This window comes from Fictibacillus nanhaiensis (assembly GCF_042686385.1).
Lineage (GTDB): Bacteria > Bacillota > Bacilli > Bacillales > Fictibacillaceae > Fictibacillus > Fictibacillus nanhaiensis.
The window spans coordinates 1,548,948-1,568,813 of the sequence record NZ_JBHUPF010000006.1 but is presented as its reverse complement, the minus strand read 5'-3'; the positions used below and the strand labels follow the sequence as shown (position 1 = coordinate 1,568,813).

The following is a 19,866-nucleotide window of genomic DNA, read 5'->3' as shown; positions in this document are numbered from 1 at the left end:
CTTTTCCTCCTTATGTACGCACAAGATAATTATAAGCATGGAGAAAAAAGTTGTCAATTTAAACTCATTTTAATTAACGATTTAAACTTATTATAAACAAAGAATGATTATCTTTATGCTAAATGGACCATTTGATAACTTGCTCCATCAGGGCTGGAGTAAAGAACGCTTCCATCGTTGAGGCAAGCAGTACCATCACTCCTACACCGGCAACCAAGAGTGTATATCTTAATAGCTGTGGTAAAAATGGCATATGGTGCCTCTTAAAAGCCAGTTGACGAATCATCTTAAAAGAAAAAGCTACTGCTGCTACTGTTACGATGATGAAAGCTGGAATTAATAATACGTTCTGAGGCAGAACTGATACAAAAGATAATAAAAATCCGTACCATCCCATTTGATTCACCAAGAAACCTACAGTAAAGCCGATCACAACTCCTTTTAAGAACAGCATGACTAAGATAACAGGCAGACCGATCACGGATAATCCTAGAATCCACATCAGACCCATATATTTGAGATAATGGCCAAAACTTTGAAAGAACATATCCGTTTTGCTTGTAAAACCACCTTCTGCCGCTTGAACAAAAAAACGTGATAAGTAAGTGTATAGATCTTGTTTTTGATTCAGACTCAACGAATTTACGATAATTGCTCCAAAAATAACACCCATTAAAAAGAGAACACCAACAAACGCATACAAGGTCTTATTCTCTTCTAGATGCCGCTGCATGTAATAGCGCGCACTCTCCATATGTAAGCCTCCTCCACCGAATCTCTTAATCCTATTCTATGAATCAGGGGAGAAGGTATGTCTTATTTTTTTGTTTTACTAGGATGGTTTGAAATTACTTTCCCATAAGATCCACCACCACCTATTTGAACAGAGAGCTCTCCGTTTCTAGCAGATAGAACCTGTTTGGCTATTGTGGGCTTAACAATTTCTTTTAATTGTTCTTCTGTAGAAGAATGTATGATATCCATGTCTGTCCCAATCGCTTCACGCAGTTTCGATAGCGATTTCGGACCTAATCCTGGTATGAACTCCAGCGGTATCTGATGAATGTAAGGGGGTCTGTTTACGTTACTTGTCTTTGTACCTTGTAGTTCTTTGATCCGGTCGTTGACTCCCTTTACAAACTTCTTACTTCCACATTTATTGCAGCTCTCACTGTTCGGAAGAAAAACTTCTAAACATGTTTCACAGACCGAATTATAATATTTTCCGAGATAAGGATTCAGGCCATAATTTGCAATAATCTCTCTACCATTCTCTCCTTGAAGAGCCATTTTGAATTCTTTAAAAGTCGGTTCTTTTAACGAAAGCATCTGATATTCACGTGCGATCTTCTCTAATGAATGTGCATCTGAATTCGTTAGAAAGGTGTATGAAGAAAGCTCTTCTAGTCGGGATGCCATGTCTGTATTCGAACTTAAGCCTAATTCAACACCATCTATCATAGACGGATCTAACACTTCCGTTAGAGAAGAATTTACTCCTTTTCCGTATAAACTTTTAAATGGAGTAAAAATATGAGCAGGGATAAATAATCCACCTGAATTCTTCACGAACTGTTGAAGTTCATAGGCACTGCCATACATCCGCTGTGAGCTTAAATGAATATTCTTCATTCGAGACGATAGCCAATGACTTAAGTTCTCCATCGCGGCAAGGCTAGGCATATATACAAGAACGTGGATCGGCCCCTTACATTGTTCATCGTTAATCTCTATCTCGGCTCCAGGTATCAGTGTTAATCCATCAACAGATAAGCCGCCTTCTTCTAGCTCTCTCAAGTAACCATCCTGTTCAAGTTCTTTTAATTCCTGAAGTACTTCAGGAGAATGACAATCGATGATTCCTATAACATCCATCCCTTTTACATGTTTAGCTACGTGTAAAATATTGCGAAGTGTCAGAGATCTTGAACCTGTAATCTTGATCGCTTTTCCTGTTTGAGATGCTCCGATGTGTATATGCATATCAGCAAAGAACGGTAGAAGTTTATTTTTTGAGTGCACGTGTTAACTCCATATACATGACACTGTATGCTGTTTTTGCATCATGAATTTGTTCTTCTCTCATTAAAGCCTTGGCTTCATCTACGCTTAATTCTAGTACATTCAAGAATTCATCTTCATCTGTCATTTGATCCCCTTGTTTTATAAGAGTGTTCGTATAGTAAAGGTGAATCAGTTCGTCTGCAAATCCTGGTGAGGTGTAGAAAGAACCGATGGATTCCATAGATTCGCAAGCAAAACCCGTTTCTTCTAACAACTCACGCTTGGCACATTCCAAGGGATCTTCTCCTTTTTCAAGCTTACCTGCCGGAATTTCAATGATCGTCTTTTCAAGTGGTTTACGGAACTGCTCTACCATTAACATCTTACCTTCATTTGTTACTGCTAGTACGGCAACTGCTCCAGGATGTTTAACAACCTCACGTTTCGCTATCTTCTGATTCGGCAGTTCAACTTCTTCTATATAAAGGTCAATAACTTTACCGCTGTATATCTGTTCTTTGCTGATCGTTTTTTCGTATAAGTTTTCCATTTTCCACACTCCAATGGTCTATTTATCTTCTTTTCTACATAAAGTCTATCATACTTTGGAATACTGCATTTAATAGGACATTGAAGGAGGATTAGCAGATGAAGATCTATCTTCAGCCAAAAGGAATCACGCTTGTGGGTAAGGCATGGCAGATCAAATATATGCTACAAAATTATAGTAAGCAGCATGAACTTGTTCAAGACTGGATCAACGCGACTTCTCCAAAAAAATAAACGCACCTTAACGGCTGACGATGTGAATTTTTATTCGCATCTTTTTTTGTGCGGACTTTTTTCTTTTTTTTAATCATTATGATAGGTTTAAAGCAGAAACAAATCGAATGAAGTTGAGGTGATTAGAATGGAGAAAAGAAGACTTGGTTCTTCTGATCTGTATGTGAGTGAATTGAGTTTAGGATGTATGTCCCTTGCTCCTGAACTCGGAAAAGAGAACGAGAAAATCGTCAAAACAGCACTCGATCATGGTATAAATTATTTTGACACTGCCGATTTATATGGCTTCGGGTGGAATGAGGAGTTTATTGGAAAAGCACTAAAAGACGTTAGACAAGACATCATTCTTGCTACAAAAGGTGGAAACGATTGGAGTCAACCTGGAGACGGTTGGAAGTGGAATCCTTCGAAAACTTATATTAAATCTGCGTTAAAGGATAGCCTGAAACGTCTACAAACCGACTACATCGATCTCTACCAGCTTCACGGAGGGACGATTGATGATCCGCTAGATGAAACGATCGAAGCTTTTGATGAGCTCGTGTCTGAAGGTTATATCCGTTATTATGGAATTTCATCAATACGGCCCAACACGATTAAATATTTTGCAGAGCACTCTAATATTCAAAGTATCATGATGCAATACAGTTTATTGGATAGACGTCCTGAAGAACTGTTTCCTTTTCTCGCGTCAAAGGATATAAGCGTTATTGCAAGAGGTCCTGTTGCAAAAGGATGGTTGAGTGAAAAAGCATTTCAAAAGAGTGCTGATGGCAAGTTTCTTCATTACACCGGCGCTGACATACAAAAAAAGATCAATAAGTCTAAAGATGTTTTAGGTGATAAAAACATCACACATGCAGCTTTGCAATATGTGTTGCAACAAAAGCCGGTGGCAACTGCAGCTGCTGGTGCAAGCTCTGTTGAACAACTTTTAGAAAATATTAAAACCTTTGAATCTCGACCTTTAAGTGAAATGGAGTCAGAGTCATTACGTTCTCTTTTCCCTGCTGAAATCTACGAAACGCACCGAGCATAATTCAATAGAAAAAGTCCCGCTAAAGCGATATCGCTTCACGGGACTTTTTTTATACTCGTTTGAGTAACATCGCAATTCCTTGCCCACCACCGATACAGAGGCTCGCTATTCCGTACTTTTCTTGGCGCTGTTCCATTTCATAACTTAGAGTGAGCAGCAACCTAGCACCACTCGCACCTACAGGATGGCCTAGCGCAATCGCTCCTCCGTTTACATTCGTTCTTTCGCGGTCTAATTTTAGTTCCTTTTCTACAGCTAAATATTGAGAACTAAACGCTTCGTTAATTTCAAACAACCCAATGTCATCGATGGAAAGACCTGTTTTTTGCAGGAGTTTTTGAATCGCAGGTACAGGACCAATTCCCATCACCGATGGATCGACGCCGGTTACTGCCCAAGAAACAATCTCTACGAGCGGTTTTAACCTTTTCTCTTTAACCGATTTTTCGTGAGCAAGAATAAGTGACACGGCCCCATCGTTAATAGAAGAAGAATTTCCTGCTGTAACTGTTCCGTCTTTTTGAAAAGATGGCCTCAACTCTCCAAGCAAAGAAACAGATGTTTCAGGCTTGATCCCTTCATCCTCTGTAAAGAGAGCTCCGTTTTTTAAAGGTACTGTAACGATCTCTTTTGTAAATCTTCCACTCTCTCTTGCTTCAGCCGCTTTTCTATGACTAAGACTTGCATACTCATCTTGCTCTCCTCTTGTAATGGAATATTGATCAGCTAAATTTTCAGCTGTAATACCCATACCACACCCGATGTATTCATCACTTAACGTCTGAAGAAGCATATCATCAAACGTGATCGGGCCAAACTTTTGATTATGAAACCGGTGGTGAAAAGAAACGTGTGGCGACTGTGACATATTTTCTATGCCTCCACAAAGCGCGATTCCTTCTTCCTGATCACGTAGGTTCTGCATGGCTGAAACCACTGCTTGCATGCCAGAACCACATAAGCGGTTGACGAGCATGGCAGGAACGTCTGATGGCACTCCTGCTTTTAATGCAGTATGTCGCGCTACATATGCGGCATTCTTACTCGAATGAATAACATTACCATAAACGACATCCGTTATATCTGCTGGAGAAATATGGGCACGTTTCATCGCCTCTACCGCAGATATCTCACCCAGGTCTGTCGGACTCACACCTGTCAAGGATTTTCCATATGATCCAAACGGCGTTCTAGCCCCATCTATGATATAGATAGCCATGTGATTGCACCTCTTTAATTAAAAGATAAGAACCTAGTATCGATCATGAATCTTCTTCGCGAATTAAATATTTTTCAAAAGGACTTACCTTAATAAGCGTTCAACTTCACATTCTCTGCAACAGATAGTTTTGCTTCGGTGGAATTCACTACATCTTCAACGGAATATCCTTCTGCTACTTCTCTTAACACGAGACCTTGATCAGAAACGTCCATAACAGCACGATCGGTAATGATGCGTTCTACGACTCCTTTACCAGTTAGGGGAAGCTGACATTGCTTTAAGATTTTACTCTCTCCTGCTTTGTTCACATGTTCCATGATGACGATGATCTTCTTCGCTCCGTGCACAAGATCCATCGCCCCGCCCATTCCTTTGATCATCTTTCCTGGAATCATCCAGTTGGCCAGATCTCCGTTCTCTGAAACTTCCATTCCACCTAGGATCGCGATATCGATGTGACCGCCGCGGATCATCGCAAACGATTCAGAACTGTCAAAGTAAGAAGCCCCTTTAATCGCCGTTACCGTTTCTTTTCCTGCATTGATCAGATCTGGATCAACTTCACTTTCAAGCGGATAAGGTCCGATGCCTAAAAGTCCGTTCTCTGATTGTAAGACAACCTCTTTATTATCGGAAATAAAATTGGCAACCATCGTTGGCATTCCGATTCCTAAATTTACGTAGAATCCCGATTCGATCTCTTTTTCCGCTCTTTTTGCAATTCTTTCTCTAATGTTCATAATGGTCTCCCTCCTCTTACCCTTTTTTTACAGTTAATCGTTCTATACGTTTTTCTTGAGTTCCGACAATCATTTTTTGAACATAAACACCTGGTGTATGTATGTAATCCGGATACAGATCACCAATCTCAACAATCTCTTCCACTTCAGCAATCGTCACTTTCCCTGCTGCTGCGATCATCGGATTAAAATTACGAGCCGTTTTGTTATAGATGAGATTTCCTGCTTTATCTCCTTTTGCAGCACGAATCAAACTAAAGTCAGCTACGATTCCTTCTTCAAGCAGATATTCTTTATCGTTAAACGTACGAGTTTCTTTTCCTTCAGCAATCGGTGTTCCTACCCCCGCTGGTGTGTAGAACGCTGGAATACCTGCACCGCCTGCCCTAATTCTTTCAGCAAGTGTACCTTGTGGGATCAAATCTACTTCAATCTCACCTGATAACACTTGTCTTTCAAACTCTTTATTCTCCCCCACGTAAGAACCTACCATCTTTTTGATCTGTTTGTTCTTCAATAGAAGTCCAAGACCCCAGTCGTCCACTCCACAGTTGTTTGAGATAACGGTAAGGTCTTTCGTTCCTTTTTCTACTAGAGCTAGAATTAAGTTTTCAGGTATTCCGACAAGCCCGAAACCTCCAACTAAAAGAGTAGATCCATCTTTTATTTCCGCTACAGCTTCAAGTGCTGAGTTGAATATAGGTTTCATTTTTCTCTCTCCTTTTCATCCGATCATTGTCCTTTGACAGTCATTTATTATGCTTCGTTCTCAAAAACTGACGCAACCCCTTGACCACCACCGATGCAGAGCGTTGCCAAACCTCGTTTTACATTTCTGCGTTTCATCTCATGAAGTAATGTCACGACGATTCTTGCACCACTTGCTCCGATCGGATGACCTAGTGCAATCGCTCCACCGTTTACGTTCAATTTTTCTTTGTCAAATTCAAGATCTTTGCCAACCGCTAGAGATTGACTTGCAAATGCTTCATTTGCTTCAACTAAGTCAAAGTCATTCATGCTCAACTCTGTCTTCTTCAATACTTTTTTAACGGCTTCTACTGGTCCGATTCCCATCACTTCTGGCGCAACACCAGCGCTCGCATTCGCTTTTACAACGGCGATTGGTTTTATTCCTAGTTCTTCTGCTTTCTTTCTGCTCATGACAACAAGCGCTGCAGCACCGTCGTTGATGCCTGACGCGTTACCCGCTGTTACCATGCCATCTTTCTTAAATGCCGGGCGAAGTTTTCCTAGCTTTTCAGCCGTTGAACCAGGTTTTGGGTATTCATCTGTATCCACAATAATCGGATCACCTTTGCGTTGAGGAATCTCTACGGGTGTGATCTCGTCATTAAATTTTCCTTGTTCCTGCGCTTGTGCACATTTTCTTTGGCTTTCTGCTGCAAACTCATCCAGTTCCTCGCGGGACAATGAATGTGTTTCACATAAGTTTTCCGCAGTGATTCCCATGTGATAATCACCAAATACACACCATAATCCATCTTGAATCATGGAATCTACCATAGGAGCGTTACCCATTCGAAGGCCATCTCTCGCACCGTTCAAAAGATAAGGAGCTTGGCTCATGTTTTCCATTCCACCGCAAACGATAATATCTGCTTCTTCCAGCCAGATTGATTGGCACGCGAGATGGATTGCCTTGAGACCTGAGCCGCAAACTTTATTAATCGTCATACTGGATACTTCATTCGGCAATCCAGCTTTAATAGCGGCTTGTCGGGCTGGGTTCTGTCCTAGTCCTGCTTGCAGAACATTTCCCATGATTACTTCATCTACTGAATCATGCGGGACACCGGCTTTTTTTAATGCATCTTTGATCGCGATTGCTCCTAAATCTGTTGCCGCAACCGTTTTAAAGCTTCCCATAAAGCTTCCGATCGGCGTTCTGACAGCGCTTACAATTACAGCATCTCTCTCCCTTGAAACCATTACTAGTCTCCTCCTTGTAGATCTCTTTTAAATTTCTGAAAATTCCTTTTTATCATACCATAACAATTTAAATGTGTTGCAACAGACGATTTTTTTTAGTTAAAATAACAATAGGAAAACGTTTTCGAGAAAGGGGTTTACAATCGTGGACTTGCCTGAAAGGGTTACGCTTATAGAAGTTGGACCGAGAGATGGTCTTCAAAATGAGAAGAATTTAATACCTGCAAAGAATAAGATAGAATTTATTTCTCTATTAAAAAATGCCGGATTTCAAGAGATGGAGCTCACCTCCTTCGTTTCACCGAAATGGGTTCCTCAAATGCAAGATGCCTCTGTTATTATTGATAATTGCCTAGACGATCAACGAAACTTTGTCCTTGCTCCAAACCAAAAAGGAATTGATCTAGCTGTTGAATCTGGAGTGAAGCATATTGCTGTATTCGTAGGTGTCAGCAATACGTTCAATAAGAAGAATATAAACAAATCAACAGAAGATAGCATGAATGAACTCAGACCTCTGATCGAAGATTTAAAGCGCAGAGGATTTTTCGTGAGGGCTTGTATCTCTACTAGCTTTTATTGTCCATTCGAAGGAAAGATCGATGAACAGGACGTGTTAAAAATTTGCCTGGATTTTGAAGAGATGGGTGTGGATGAACTGAGTGTGGCAGACACGATCGGTATGGCAAATCCAGCAGAGTGTTTTGAACTGTTTACACTATTAAAACATCATCTGCGTGGAACAACACTTTTAACCGCTCATTTTCATGATACGAGAGGAATGGCTCTTGCTAACATTTTTGCGAGTCTTCAAGCGGGCATCGATCGTTTTGATACATCTGCTGGAGGGCTTGGCGGATGTCCGTTCGCACCTGGAGCTTCAGGCAACGTTGCTTCTGAAGATGTCGTACACATGCTTTCTCAAATGGGAATTTCAACAGGTATTCATCTCGATAAACTGCTTGAAGCAGCAGCCTACATATCCCCTCTTCTCTCTAAACCTGTCTCAAGCAAGCAGTTTCAACTTCTAAAAAATGTTCCTCAGCCTTAACAAACAAAACACGGGCATTTTATAAGCCCGTGTTTTGTTCCGTTCTATCATAGTATTTCATTGAAGGATTCAGCATTTCACCAGGGCTTTTTAATGAAAAGTGGTTGCCTGCCGGTGCATCGATCGTCATATTCTCAGCAAAGAAAACAGCCGTATTGTATTCCATGTATAGATCTGGTCCATTCGTTTCAATTTTTGTATCATTGTCCTCTATCTGATCCACGAGGACAAGAGCAGCTACACCACTTACTACGCAGCCGCAGCCTTCTGTATCATGTTTGAGTTTTAAGTAACCCGCTTTTCCCTGTACCTTCTTTTCCAATCGGGTTAATGCTGCATCAGTAAAAATAATTTCCATACTGCTTATGACTCACCTTTCTTCTTTAGAACTTTAATCGCCCAGTTACACCATGATAACCAGCTTTCCATATATCGAATGCCGTATTCACTTGTTAAGAACTCTCCAAGTTCGTTTTTTCCGTAAGTTCCTTTTGGAAAGTGCTCTTCTTGCCATTTTTTCGTCATCATCAGCCCCATCTTATGGTGCTCTTTACTCTTTTCTAAAAAAGCAATCGCTTTGTCTATCGGGATAAAATGAAACATGGATACCCTTAATAACAAATCGTCTTTCAGCTTTGGTTCATTTACAGGTTTATTCAGCATCCATTCAAGCAGCTGTTCGAAACCTTTGTCCGTGATTGCATATATCTTCTTATCAGGATAATCAGTCTGCTGAACGGTCTTAGATTGTGTGAGTCCTTCTTCTTCCATCTTTAAGAGTTCTCTATAGATCTGCGTGTGATGGGCTGTCCAAAAATGAATAACTGTTTCTTTAAATTGCTGTGTTAGCTCGTAACCGGTTGCTTCATTTTTCGCCAATAAACCTAACAGCGCATACCTTAACGCCATTTGATACCCTTCTTTCTTTCTGTTCTGTTTTGCATTGTAACACATTTTTCACAAAAATTTTATTCTTAATACTTGATATAAATCTTATACAGCTATTATATTATAGATAAACATATGTGAAAATACACATATAAAACAAAAAACAAAAATAGGAGAGAAAACAATGAACTGGTTAACACGATTTAGTTTAAAAAATCCAGTAGCAATATTCATCTTTTCATTTTTACTCATTGTTGGTGGAGTCTTCTCATTCACGAACTTAAAAGTGGATTTGCTCCCAAACGTTGAGTTTCCACAGCTTACCGTTCAAACTGTCTATCCAGGAGCATCTCCTGAAGATGTGAACGAGCAAGTCACGGACAAACTTGAAACGCAATTGAAGCAAGTTGAGGATGTAAAAACCATTAAGAGTTCTTCAAACGAAAGCATCTCTATCATTAGTATGGATTTTCCTTTCACCGCAAATATGGATGAGGTAGAAGATCAAGTCAAATCCATCATTTCAGAAACGGATCTTCCTGAAGATGTAGAACCAGAAGTTAGCCGTTTCTCCTTTGGAACGATTCCTATCTACAATATCTCTTTATTCCCTGAAAAAGAAGGAGAAAACATTCAAGCATTCGTTAATGACGAATTGGTTCCAGAACTTAAAAAGATTCAAGGTGTGAACAACGTATCTGTTGGTGGTACTAAAGAAACGTTTGTCTCCATCACATTGGATAAAGAAAAAGCAAAAGAAGCCGGCATCACCTTAAACGCTGTTAAAGAAGCAATCAACAGCCGTGACCTCTCTTTCCCTGCTGGTACCGTAACGGATGACTCGATTACAGTTCCAGTTCGTGTGGAAGAAGTGGTCGATACAGTAGCCGAGCTTAAAGAGATCACCATCTCATCAAGTCAAGGCGCACCAGCACAGTCTCCGGGTGGACCTGGCGGAGGAGCACCTGGTGAAGCAGCTCAACCAGGAGCTGGAGGCGGAGCGCCTGGCGGACAAAGCGCACCTGGTGGCGCAGGAGCAGGACCTCAAGCACCAGAAAGCTTAAAGCTTGGTGATCTAGCGGAAGTTAAAGAAACAGATGATGTTAGTGAGATTACAAGATATAATCAAAAAGACTCACTCTCTATGGCCGTAACTAAGAAACAAGATGCCAATACGGTCGAAGTGGCTGACAAAGTTCTAGAAGTGCTGAACAAAAATAAATACGATGATAAGTTAGACTATGCGGTTGGTTTCGGCCAAGCAGAAGGCATTAAAGACTCTGTAAACACGCTAGTTAAAGAAGGATTATTCGGAGCGTTATTCGCCTCCTTAGCCGTACTGATATTCCTTCGCAACTTCAGAGCAACTATCATTGCCATCATCTCAATCCCGCTTTCACTGCTCGTGTCAGCCATATTCCTAGACCGTCTTGATATTACTTTAAACATCATGACACTTGGCGGAATGGCAGTAGCAGTCGGACGTGTGGTAGATGATAGTATCGTAGTTATCGAGAATATTTTTAGAAGAATCCGTAAAACAGAAGGTGACTACGATCGTGATGAGTTGATCATCGATTCTACACGCGAAATTTTAAAAGCGATTGTATCTTCAACGATCACAACTGTTGTAGTATTCTTGCCACTTGGTCTTGTCGGCGGTATCACAGGTGAATTCTTCTTACCGTTTGCATTAACGGTTGTGTTCGCCTTATTAGCTTCACTGATCGTTGCTGTTACGATCGTACCGATCTTAGCAAAATATGCATTTAAAACCGTAAAACCAGAAAAGAACGATGGTCCTTTGCAGCGTGGTTATGAAAAACTGATCAAAGCATCATTGAACCATAAAATTCTAGTTCTAGTCACTTCATTCATTCTCTTAGGTGGATCTTTCTTCCTTGCAACAAAACTTGGAATGGTGTTCCTACCGAATGAAGAGCAGAAAACATTAACGATCAACGTTGAATTACCTGCAAGTACAAATGTAACAAAGACGAACGAAGTGTCTTTAGAAGTGGAAGACTATCTCTCTAAACGCGGTACGATTGAAGATGTAACAGCTGGTATCGGATCTCGTGATTTCCAAACCGGTCTTAAGCGTCAAAATGTGGCTAACTATTTTGTTAACCTCAAAAAAGATGCAAACATTGACACAGAATTAAAAGAATTAGAAAAAGATATTAAGAAAATCACAGACGAAAAAGCAGAAGGAACCGTAATCAGCTTGCAGGAAGTTTCGAGCGGCGGACCACCAGCTAACAACGAAGTGAATATTGATCTATATTCAAACAACTTAGAAGATCTGCAAAAAGCAGCAAGTGAAGTTGAAACGTACATGAAGACGATCGATTCGATCAAGTATGTATCCAACAACTTCAAAGATACACAAAAACAATGGGCTGTTGAAATTGATACCGAAAAAGCAGCTGAAAAAGGCGTATCAGGCTTCGCTATCCTAGGAGCAGTCTCAGATGTAACGAAACCTGTTGAAGTAGGAGAACTTACATTAGACGGCGATCAAAAGAATGTGAAAGTTGAATATGACGAAGCAGTTAAATCCCTAGAAGAGATCAAGGACCTGACTGTATTCGGTTCATCTGGTCCGGTTAAGATCTCAGACGTTGCAGATGTAACAGAAAAAGACACCGTTACTGGAATCCAAAAGCTTGATGGTAAGATTTATGCACAAGTCTCTGCACAAGTAAAAGGAGACAACGTTCAAAAAGTAACACAAGACGTTATTAAAGGCGTTGAAGATAATGTAGAGCTTCCTTCTTCTGTATCAACAGAAGGCGGCGGCGGAAGCGAAGAAACGATGGATACGTTTAAAGACCTAGGTCTTGCGATGCTAGTTGCGATCGGTCTCGTTTACTTAACGATGTTGATCACATTTGGTCGAGCACGTATTCCGTTCATCATCCTTTCTTCCCTCATATTCGTTCCGGTTGGAGCAATCGGAGGATTATATTTAATCAACGAACCATTGTCTGTTAGTGCGATGATCGGAATACTCATGCTGATCGGTATCGTTACAACGAATGCGATCGTATTGGTTGACCGCATCGGACAAAACCGTGAACTTAAGGGTATGCCGGTTCGTGAAGCGTTATTAGAAGCTGGTAAAACCCGTTTACGCCCGATATTAATGACAGCATTTGCGACGATTGCAGCATTAATTCCACTTGCATTAACAACATCGTCAGGAACGCTGATCTCTAAAGGATTGGCGATCGTTGTAATCGGTGGTCTAACGACTTCTACCCTATTAACGTTGATCATCGTACCTGTCCTATATGAATTATTCTTCAGAAGACAGGCGAAACGTGAAAAAGCAAAATTAAATTCATAAAAAAAGAGTACAGCCCGGTTTTACATGCCGGCTGTACTCTTTTTTGCTATGTAAGAACTGCAAAATAATATTTGGCATCCCATTGAGCTGCTACAAAAAATTCGTAAGCCCTATAACACTTGTATATGGCATATATAGCGAACAGCGCAACGATCGCCATGAGTTCTTCCCTTTTTTTCGCACACTTTTTATACAGGATATACCCTATAATTCCAATAAGGATCAGATACAAAATATAGATAATTAAGGAGAATTTTTGTACGCTCATCTCATTAACTGCTTCCCTAAATCGATCGAGCTCCCTCTGATTCTTTTTACCTTCTTGGATCTCACTCTGTTTTTTACCGTCTCCAATACTCCAAGTTAAGAATTCTCCATCTGCTATTATGCTATAGTGAAAGCTCCCTGCCTTTTTCTCAGCAACAGTCTGTGAAGAGGCAAACACATAAGTTTGTAACAGATTAAAAAGTAAAACAGTCATGATGAAAAGTTGAAATGAAATTCGCAATCAAACTCCCCCTATTTATTGGTTCGTTTCCCTTTTCTTCTCCTTCTCTCTATGGCAACTCTTTACATTAAGCCGAATCTATCGTTTTTATATGTACCCTTCTTTATTCTAAAGCACTACATACTTTTTCCATCATTTTGCACATCGGGACTATAGACCTTGTTTCGGCCTCTCTACTTATGGGAAATATATCAGCAATCATCTCATAAAGGAGGCTTTTAGATTATGAAACAAATCTGCTCTCAAAAAGTGATCGTTACTGCTAAATATACAGTGAGTAAAGCCATTGAGATTATGCATTCTGCTAAGAGACTTAACAGCCAGCTATTTTTAAGTAAAGATGGTATTACCATTCATGCCACAGGGTTATCACAGCTCGTAGCATTCTTTTTAACGTTAAAAGAAGGAGATTCTTTTCTTTATATCGTTGAAGGAGCTGATGCTGAGTCAGCGATGAGTCTAATCTTACCTCCAGAGCAACCTTCTTAATACCTACAACCCTACCTTTGCCTTCATCTTCTTCTTAAATATCATCGGTAGACCGACAAGGACAAATAAAAGAGTAGTGCCGATCCAAACGACTTTTTTACTTCCAGACGTCATGGATGTACCTAAATACGTATAAGCGATTGTTCCCGGAATGATACCTATTGCAGTAGCGATCGCATAGTCTTTAAACCTTACCTTTGTTAAAGACGTTAAATAACTCACGAGATCGAAATTCAATACCGGAAGCAACCTTAATAATAGAACGAAACGAACTCCTTCTCTTTCGATCTTGTTACGTACTTTTTCGTATTTTTCGTTTTTCCATTGTTTATTTTTCTTAAAGCGGCCAAGGCGGTTGATCGCGAAATACGTAAGGAGTCCTCCTCCTAGCGATCCGAGATATGTATACAGACATCCCCAATAAAAACCAAACGACAAACCGCTTGTAATGGCAAATATGGAAGATGGAAATAACACAAAAGGCCTCAATGTATAGAGAACAACAAAGATAAAAGGTGCGATCCATCCCCACTGTACGATCCAATTTCTAAATTCTTCAGGACTAAATCCCTTATAATTTTTTTGCAGCCAGAGAAATAAAATAATCAAACCCGCAACTAATAACATTAGATATAGCCACTTTTTTGTAAGTTTCATGTTTCCTCCATGTGAAAGTTTCATTTAGTAAGCATTTTTCCTTCTTATGCACATATCCATACATAGTGTGATTGGCAAAGGAGGTTATTGATTATGATCGTAAAAGCAACTCGACCTATTTATGCAGAACGTGCTGCCAAACTTGTTGAACTTACAGGCAGCTTTACAGAATCCATCTATCTGCAAAAAGGAGATCGAACAGCTGACGGAAAGAGCTTTCTCGGTATCATCGCATTGTCTATCTATCCTGATGACTGCATCGAAATTATATGCGATCCGCCTAATACAGAATTAAAAGAAAAAATACTTTCGTCCGGACTTTTCGCAAGCTGTAAATCTTAATCTATTGTTCTTATTTTATCTTATTACAGATCACTCGTTTTTGGCTAAGTTCTTCTTAACTTTAGCCAATTCAGTTTGATGCTATGTAAAATTTTCGCTCTTTTTAGCTAAAAATCTTCCATACGAAAAAATGATCAAAAATAAGGACTTCGCATGAAAACGAACCATATGCGAAGCCTTATTTTTTCCTGTTTTTATGAAGAAACACGTGAAAGATCCAACGTTTTTTATAGTTCGTTCAACATTGCATTTAATGAATTTATTCGTGTTTGCAACGGGATTTTCGCTTCATGTAGCATTTTTTTGTAAATATCCAATATCATAGTACTGTATGTCGTTCCTGGAATGGCCCATTTTCCGTTCAGCTGCCCCCATGTCACAGCACTGCCTCTTTGGACATATTGGAACCTAGGATCAACGAGAGGATATTGGGAAGGTAGAGGCTGTGTTGAAGCATAAGCAAACAAGTGCTGGATGTGTGCTAAAACGCCTTCTTGAGGAGTTTTAAACACGGCTGATTCGTTCTTTCCTGTTGCACCGATTCCTGCATAATTATTTTGTGATGCCTTAACATTTCCTTCAAAGCGGAAGTACCCGGTTTCTTGAACAGCCTGAGCAAATGCCACATCTCCTCTGATTCCGTACACTTGTCCGAACTGAAGGTAAAGAGCAGCTACAGATGGCGCATTCGGATTTACTTTCCTAACAAATCGATCCATCTCATCCGCAGTTAGTAACGTTGAACCTCCAATCGTCAGTCCCTTGGGAGACTCTGGGTTTGGCGGTTCTGGGTTCGTTTTAGGTGGTTGTGGATTGGGTTTTGCTGGTTCTCGGACTGGAGGTGGTTCATTTGTATTTTTCTCTATCACATAAGCATCCGCTACACCTTCTGAACGGAGCTTCTTAGCGAAATTCTCTGCGTATTCTCGATTCTGAAAAGCTCCAGCTTGAACTCTGTAATACGTTTTGTTTCCGCTTTTTATTTCGTCAATAAAGGCTGTAATGTTTTGTTTAGCTAGAAGTGAAACACGAGTTATCGCGTTCTCTTTTTGTTCAAATGCACCTGCGATCACATTGAAAATTTGTGTTTGTGTAATCTGTACTTGTTTTTTTGGAAGAGAAAGACTTTGTGCGATTCCTTTTGCAATGGCTGTAGACACGTCATTTTGAAAATCTTCTCTTTTTAAAAGAGCCAAGTTTTTCTCGTTATCCATGAATAGTACTTCTAGTAAGATTGCAGACACTTTTGTTTCACGAAGTACGTGAAAATCAGCCTGTTTTTGTCCTCTGTCTCGCGCACCGTACTTACTCATAACAGCTGCGACCGAAGCATGTAAAACACCTTGTATTCTTTTCGTTTCAGCACCCGCTCGCTGGTGCACATAGCTTTCAAATCCTTCTCCTCCACCGATGTTCTGGTGGATAGACACAAACAGCTCAGCATTCTTGCTGTTTGCTACATTTGATCTTTCGTCTAATGATACGGTTGTATCACCCGTTCGAGTCATGATGACCGTTACTTCATAGTTGTTTTGAAGATTAGTTTGTATCTTTTTGGCGATTGCCAGATTATATACTTTTTCAAATTGCTCTTTGTTTACCGCTCCTGGATCATTCCCTCCATGGCCCGGGTCAATGATTATGACTTTCAAATTGTCACCTTCTTATTTTCCGATAAAAGCGCTTTATAAAATGAAAATGGCGCTTACTTCTATTAAAAAGGATTTGGCGGTATACTAAAAGAGCCATATGACTATTTTTATAAAATTGGATATTTGACTAAGGTGGGTAACAGAATGGAAGCTGCTTTATTTGGAAGTGTTTTATCTGCATTAGCAACCGGTTTTGGCGCACTGCCTGTTCTCTTCTGGTCTCAGGTAACACACCGGTTCCGCGACATATTGCTTGCTCTTACCGCAGGTATCATGGTCGCTGCTTCAACGTTCAGCTTGATTCCTCAAGCTCTTGAACTATCAAACTTAACGGTCCTTACGATCGGTATGACACTTGGTACCCTAACTCTTTTACTTTTAGAAAGGTTCGTTCCGCACGTTGATCTTGATCATTCTAAGATTTTTAAGGGCATCGATGCTAAAGCTTTCCTTGTCATTGCTGCGATCACCTTGCACAATTTGCCTGAAGGTCTTTCTGTTGGGGTCAGTTATGCTAGTGAAAATACAGGACTTGGCGGATTGATCGCATTTGCGATCGGACTTCAGAACGCACCAGAAGGTCTGTTAGTAGCCCTTTTTCTCATTCACCAAAATATGAATCGATTTAAGGCATTCCTTATTGCCACATTAACGGGTGCTGTTGAAATCGTTACAGCTTTGCTTGGATATGTGCTCACTTCCTATGTAGAGAATCTTGTACCGTATGGACTTTCTTTTGCAGCTGGTGCTATGCTCTTTATTGTTTATAAAGAACTCATTCCTGAAAGCCATGGTGATGGTCACGCTCGATCTGCTACATTATCATTCATTGCTGGGCTCTTAATCATGATCTACTTAACTCAAATCTTTGGATAATAAGAAACAGCAAAAACTATCTTTTAGCGTTAGTTTTTGCTGTTTTTTTTTACGCCTATATTTTTTATTGTCTATGCGTATTCAACGTCCATAATGTCAGTCACTTTTAAGATATGCATCCTTTTTTCTTCATCGAGCACCCTTAACTCTTTTTTGTATTCGTCTATATAGTGCACATGGGCTATAAGCACGAGCGCCCTGCCTTTTTCGAAATACGTAAACTTCAGCGCTTGGTTCTCTCCCATCGCAACACAGATTGTCTCATTGAATTCTTCGTACTTTTGTTCATCTAATTCTGGCTTTCTTCCATAGTCCAGACCGTCCTGATGCTCTCTTAGCATTTTCACGTGCTCCGGCAGCATCATCGCCGTCCACTTAATCGTTCCTCTGTCACGAATCACCGTTCTTCCGCCCCCTTATGCCTTATGTCCACCTAAAAGTCGGCTTCTGTATAATGCTGTTCCTCCTTTTGTATAAGAAACAGCTCGCAGAAGAGAGTTGGATCCGTATTTTTGCCGAATATCATCCATAACGTAGCCGATCTTTCTTTTCTTTGGGTGGTCTAAAGAAAACAAAGTAAGCTGTGTTTCTGTATCTTCGCAAACATTAGAAAGGGCGATTGAAATCTTACGCACCGTCTCTCCCCGATAAAAGGTTTGAAGAAGCTCTAGACACACTTCATACAGCTCCATCGTAATATTAGATGGCTGATCGATTGATTTAGAACGATGAAAGCCACCACCACCTTCATCTTTGCTGTACCCTAGCCCAAAACTGATCGTCCTGCCTGCTTTTCTTGCCCTTCTCGCACGCCTTGCTACCTCTTCACACATCTCCAAAATGACATGTTTGATCTCCGTTATATCCGTATAGTCACGAAGTAAAATCTGGCTTTTTCCGTAGCTGACCTGACCTTGCATGATGGGCGCACCGATTTCAGACAGATCGATGCCCCATGCATGGTGATAGAGCTGATTTCCCATGATCCCGAATTTTTTCTCTAAAAGTTCAAGAGGATAATGCGCGAGGTCACCCACTGTTACAATACCCATCCTGTTTAAAGTCCGCTCTACTCTCGATCCGATTCCCCACATCTGGCTTAGTGGAGATAGATGCCATAGTTTCTTCTCTACATCTTCATACCCCCACTGCGCCACGCCTTTTTTCTTCGCTTCAAGATCGAGACAAAGCTTTGACATGAGCATGTTCGGGCCGATTCCGATCGCACACGGCAATCCAAACTCTCGCCAGATGTCACGGCGGATCCTCTCAGCAAGTTCTTGTGCACTTCCCCATAACCTTTCTGTTCCGTCAGCTTGAAGAAAACTTTCATCCACGCTATATGTGTGGATCGACTCTGGTGGAACATACCGGTGCAGCATCTTCGTAATCTCCATCGATCTTTCTAGGAAATAAGCCATCTGCGCGTTTACAACGATAATGTTTTTATTCTTTGGAATCTCAAACAGCCGGTTGCCTGTGCGAATACCAAAATCAGCCTTCAGTCTCGGTGACGCTGCAAGCACCACGCTTCCTTGTCTCTCCGTATCCCCTACTACTGCCAAATGACATGTCAGCGGATTTAACCCTAAGCGAACAGCAGCACAGCTTGCATAAAAACTTTTCATATCCATACATAAGATCGTACGCTTAGGCATTTCATCATAGTTCATTCGACACACCCCTTTCGTTGATTTACGAACATCTGTTCTTTATATGTATACCCATTTTAACCGAATGTATGTTCTTATAACAATGGTAATTTTTTCAGCAAATTTTGCAGATTGACGTTTTTGAGCCAAAAGTCTAGGATTTATAAGGAAAGATAGGTGAAGAAATGAATCGTTTATTAATAAGAAAAATGATCCAACATTCGTTGAAGGATTATTTTTGGGAAGAAGAAAATTGTATATTAACGGAGAAAGAATGGGCCAATCTCGAAGAGAAAGTTTTGCGCGAGATACATGAGGAAGACCAAAATGAGGCTGTTTACAGCATCATTCAGGACGTTGTATATGCCTATCTTACAAATAAATAAGCAGGTTCCGTTTTTGAAGAGGGGGAACCTGCTTATTTTTGTGCTGTTGTGAGAGGTTTGGACTGTGATCGATGAGATTTTAAGCGGCAATCCACGAGTTTTTGGCTGTGATCCACAAGTTTTGGGCGGCAATCCACGAGTTTCGGACTCCAATCCACAAGTTTCGAGCTCCAATCCACGAGTTTCGAGCTCCAATCCACGAGTTTCGAGCTCCAATCCACGAGTTTCGAGCTCCAATCCACAAGTTTCGAGCTCCAATCCACGAGTTTTAT

22 protein-coding genes are annotated in these 19,866 nt (G+C 40.5%); 8 read left to right on the top strand and 14 right to left on the bottom strand.

From position 1 onward, the window contains the following. Positions 1–118: 118 nt before the first annotated feature. The 3 genes from spoIIM to ACFS5O_RS11510 all read right to left on the bottom strand — a co-directional run bounded on the left by spoIIM (position 119) and on the right by ACFS5O_RS11510 (position 2,554). Complete coding sequence (gene spoIIM, locus ACFS5O_RS11520; RefSeq protein WP_066395870.1) at positions 119–754, bottom strand: stage II sporulation protein M; 636 nt, start codon at positions 752–754, stop codon at positions 119–121. A gap of 62 nt (positions 755–816) precedes the next feature. Continuing rightward, entirely contained in the window at positions 817–1,983 is a 1,167-nt protein-coding gene (locus ACFS5O_RS11515) for an endonuclease Q family protein (protein ID WP_205727302.1), read from the bottom strand. A 22-nt stretch (positions 1,984–2,005) separates the two neighbouring features. After that, entirely contained in the window at positions 2,006–2,554 is a 549-nt protein-coding gene (locus ACFS5O_RS11510; protein ID WP_205726751.1) for an NUDIX hydrolase, read from the bottom strand. Positions 2,555–2,652: 98 nt separating this feature from the next. Here ACFS5O_RS11510 and mciZ point away from each other — a divergent pair, with 98 nt between their 5' ends. Next, positions 2,653–2,787, top strand: coding sequence for a Z-ring formation inhibitor MciZ (gene mciZ / locus ACFS5O_RS11505; RefSeq protein ID WP_066395881.1), 135 nt, complete (start codon positions 2,653–2,655; stop codon positions 2,785–2,787). Positions 2,788–2,914: 127 nt separating this feature from the next. After that, positions 2,915–3,826, top strand: a complete 912-nt coding sequence (locus ACFS5O_RS11500; protein WP_205726752.1) for an aldo/keto reductase — start codon at positions 2,915–2,917, stop codon at positions 3,824–3,826. A 49-nt stretch (positions 3,827–3,875) separates the two neighbouring features. Here the strand turns inward: ACFS5O_RS11500 and ACFS5O_RS11495 are convergent, their stop codons facing one another. The 4 genes from ACFS5O_RS11495 to ACFS5O_RS11480 all read right to left on the bottom strand — a co-directional run bounded on the left by ACFS5O_RS11495 (position 3,876) and on the right by ACFS5O_RS11480 (position 7,741). After that, positions 3,876–5,045: a thiolase family protein gene (locus tag ACFS5O_RS11495; RefSeq protein WP_205726753.1), complete on the bottom strand. Its 1,170-nt coding sequence runs from the start codon at positions 5,043–5,045 to the stop codon at positions 3,876–3,878. Positions 5,046–5,134: 89 nt separating this feature from the next. Further along, complete coding sequence (locus tag ACFS5O_RS11490; protein ID WP_205726754.1) at positions 5,135–5,788, bottom strand: CoA transferase subunit B; 654 nt, start codon at positions 5,786–5,788, stop codon at positions 5,135–5,137. A 16-nt stretch (positions 5,789–5,804) separates the two neighbouring features. Then, positions 5,805–6,497, bottom strand: a complete 693-nt coding sequence (locus tag ACFS5O_RS11485) for a CoA transferase subunit A (RefSeq protein WP_205726755.1) — start codon at positions 6,495–6,497, stop codon at positions 5,805–5,807. A gap of 47 nt (positions 6,498–6,544) precedes the next feature. After that, positions 6,545–7,741, bottom strand: a complete 1,197-nt coding sequence (locus ACFS5O_RS11480; RefSeq protein WP_205726756.1) for an acetyl-CoA C-acetyltransferase — start codon at positions 7,739–7,741, stop codon at positions 6,545–6,547. A gap of 145 nt (positions 7,742–7,886) precedes the next feature. On the opposite strand from ACFS5O_RS11480, the gene ACFS5O_RS11475 reads away from it, so the two are divergent. Continuing rightward, positions 7,887–8,792: a hydroxymethylglutaryl-CoA lyase gene (locus ACFS5O_RS11475; RefSeq protein WP_205726757.1), complete on the top strand. Its 906-nt coding sequence runs from the start codon at positions 7,887–7,889 to the stop codon at positions 8,790–8,792. Between the two features lie 19 nt (positions 8,793–8,811). On the opposite strand, the gene ACFS5O_RS11470 is transcribed toward ACFS5O_RS11475, so the two are convergent. Further along, the gene (locus ACFS5O_RS11470; RefSeq protein WP_205726758.1) at positions 8,812–9,150 is read right to left on the bottom strand and encodes an iron-sulfur cluster biosynthesis family protein; all 339 of its coding nucleotides are present in this window, start codon (positions 9,148–9,150) and stop codon (positions 8,812–8,814) included. A gap of 5 nt (positions 9,151–9,155) precedes the next feature. Beyond that, entirely contained in the window at positions 9,156–9,701 is a 546-nt protein-coding gene (locus ACFS5O_RS11465) for a PadR family transcriptional regulator (protein ID WP_205726759.1), read from the bottom strand. Between the two features lie 163 nt (positions 9,702–9,864). Here ACFS5O_RS11465 and ACFS5O_RS11460 point away from each other — a divergent pair, with 163 nt between their 5' ends. Then, positions 9,865–13,032, top strand: a complete 3,168-nt coding sequence (locus tag ACFS5O_RS11460; RefSeq protein ID WP_205726760.1) for an efflux RND transporter permease subunit — start codon at positions 9,865–9,867, stop codon at positions 13,030–13,032. Between the two features lie 46 nt (positions 13,033–13,078). On the opposite strand, the gene ACFS5O_RS11455 is transcribed toward ACFS5O_RS11460, so the two are convergent. Next, a complete protein-coding gene (locus ACFS5O_RS11455; protein WP_205726761.1) occupies positions 13,079–13,540 on the bottom strand; it encodes a hypothetical protein in 462 nt (153 codons plus the stop codon). A 225-nt stretch (positions 13,541–13,765) separates the two neighbouring features. Between ACFS5O_RS11455 and ACFS5O_RS11450 the strand changes: the two genes are divergently transcribed. After that, complete coding sequence (locus ACFS5O_RS11450) at positions 13,766–14,029, top strand: hypothetical protein (RefSeq protein WP_197130862.1); 264 nt, start codon at positions 13,766–13,768, stop codon at positions 14,027–14,029. 3 nt (positions 14,030–14,032) lie between these two features. Here the strand turns inward: ACFS5O_RS11450 and ACFS5O_RS11445 are convergent, their stop codons facing one another. Then, complete coding sequence (locus ACFS5O_RS11445) at positions 14,033–14,686, bottom strand: TVP38/TMEM64 family protein (RefSeq protein ID WP_205726762.1); 654 nt, start codon at positions 14,684–14,686, stop codon at positions 14,033–14,035. 93 nt (positions 14,687–14,779) lie between these two features. Here ACFS5O_RS11445 and ACFS5O_RS11440 point away from each other — a divergent pair, with 93 nt between their 5' ends. Beyond that, positions 14,780–15,028 (top strand): HPr family phosphocarrier protein, encoded by a 249-nt coding sequence (locus ACFS5O_RS11440; RefSeq protein ID WP_205726763.1) that lies wholly within the window; start codon positions 14,780–14,782, stop codon positions 15,026–15,028. A 227-nt stretch (positions 15,029–15,255) separates the two neighbouring features. Here the strand turns inward: ACFS5O_RS11440 and ACFS5O_RS11435 are convergent, their stop codons facing one another. Continuing rightward, a complete protein-coding gene (locus tag ACFS5O_RS11435) occupies positions 15,256–16,680 on the bottom strand; it encodes an N-acetylmuramoyl-L-alanine amidase (protein ID WP_205726764.1) in 1,425 nt (474 codons plus the stop codon). 144 nt (positions 16,681–16,824) lie between these two features. Here ACFS5O_RS11435 and ACFS5O_RS11430 point away from each other — a divergent pair, with 144 nt between their 5' ends. Next, positions 16,825–17,556 carry a ZIP family metal transporter gene (locus ACFS5O_RS11430; protein WP_205726765.1) on the top strand — a complete coding sequence of 244 codons (732 nt, stop codon included), beginning with the start codon at positions 16,825–16,827 and terminating at the stop codon, positions 17,554–17,556. A 71-nt stretch (positions 17,557–17,627) separates the two neighbouring features. Here ACFS5O_RS11430 and ACFS5O_RS11425 read toward each other — a convergent pair whose 3' ends face one another. Both ACFS5O_RS11425 and ACFS5O_RS11420 read right to left on the bottom strand, forming a co-directional pair. Then, positions 17,628–17,957, bottom strand: a complete 330-nt coding sequence (locus ACFS5O_RS11425) for a YolD-like family protein (protein ID WP_205726766.1) — start codon at positions 17,955–17,957, stop codon at positions 17,628–17,630. A 15-nt stretch (positions 17,958–17,972) separates the two neighbouring features. Further along, positions 17,973–19,229, bottom strand: coding sequence for a Y-family DNA polymerase (locus ACFS5O_RS11420; protein WP_198767707.1), 1,257 nt, complete (start codon positions 19,227–19,229; stop codon positions 17,973–17,975). Between the two features lie 164 nt (positions 19,230–19,393). Between ACFS5O_RS11420 and ACFS5O_RS11415 the strand changes: the two genes are divergently transcribed. Further along, positions 19,394–19,594, top strand: coding sequence for a YqzH family protein (locus tag ACFS5O_RS11415; protein ID WP_205726767.1), 201 nt, complete (start codon positions 19,394–19,396; stop codon positions 19,592–19,594). Positions 19,595–19,866 lie beyond the last annotated feature (272 nt).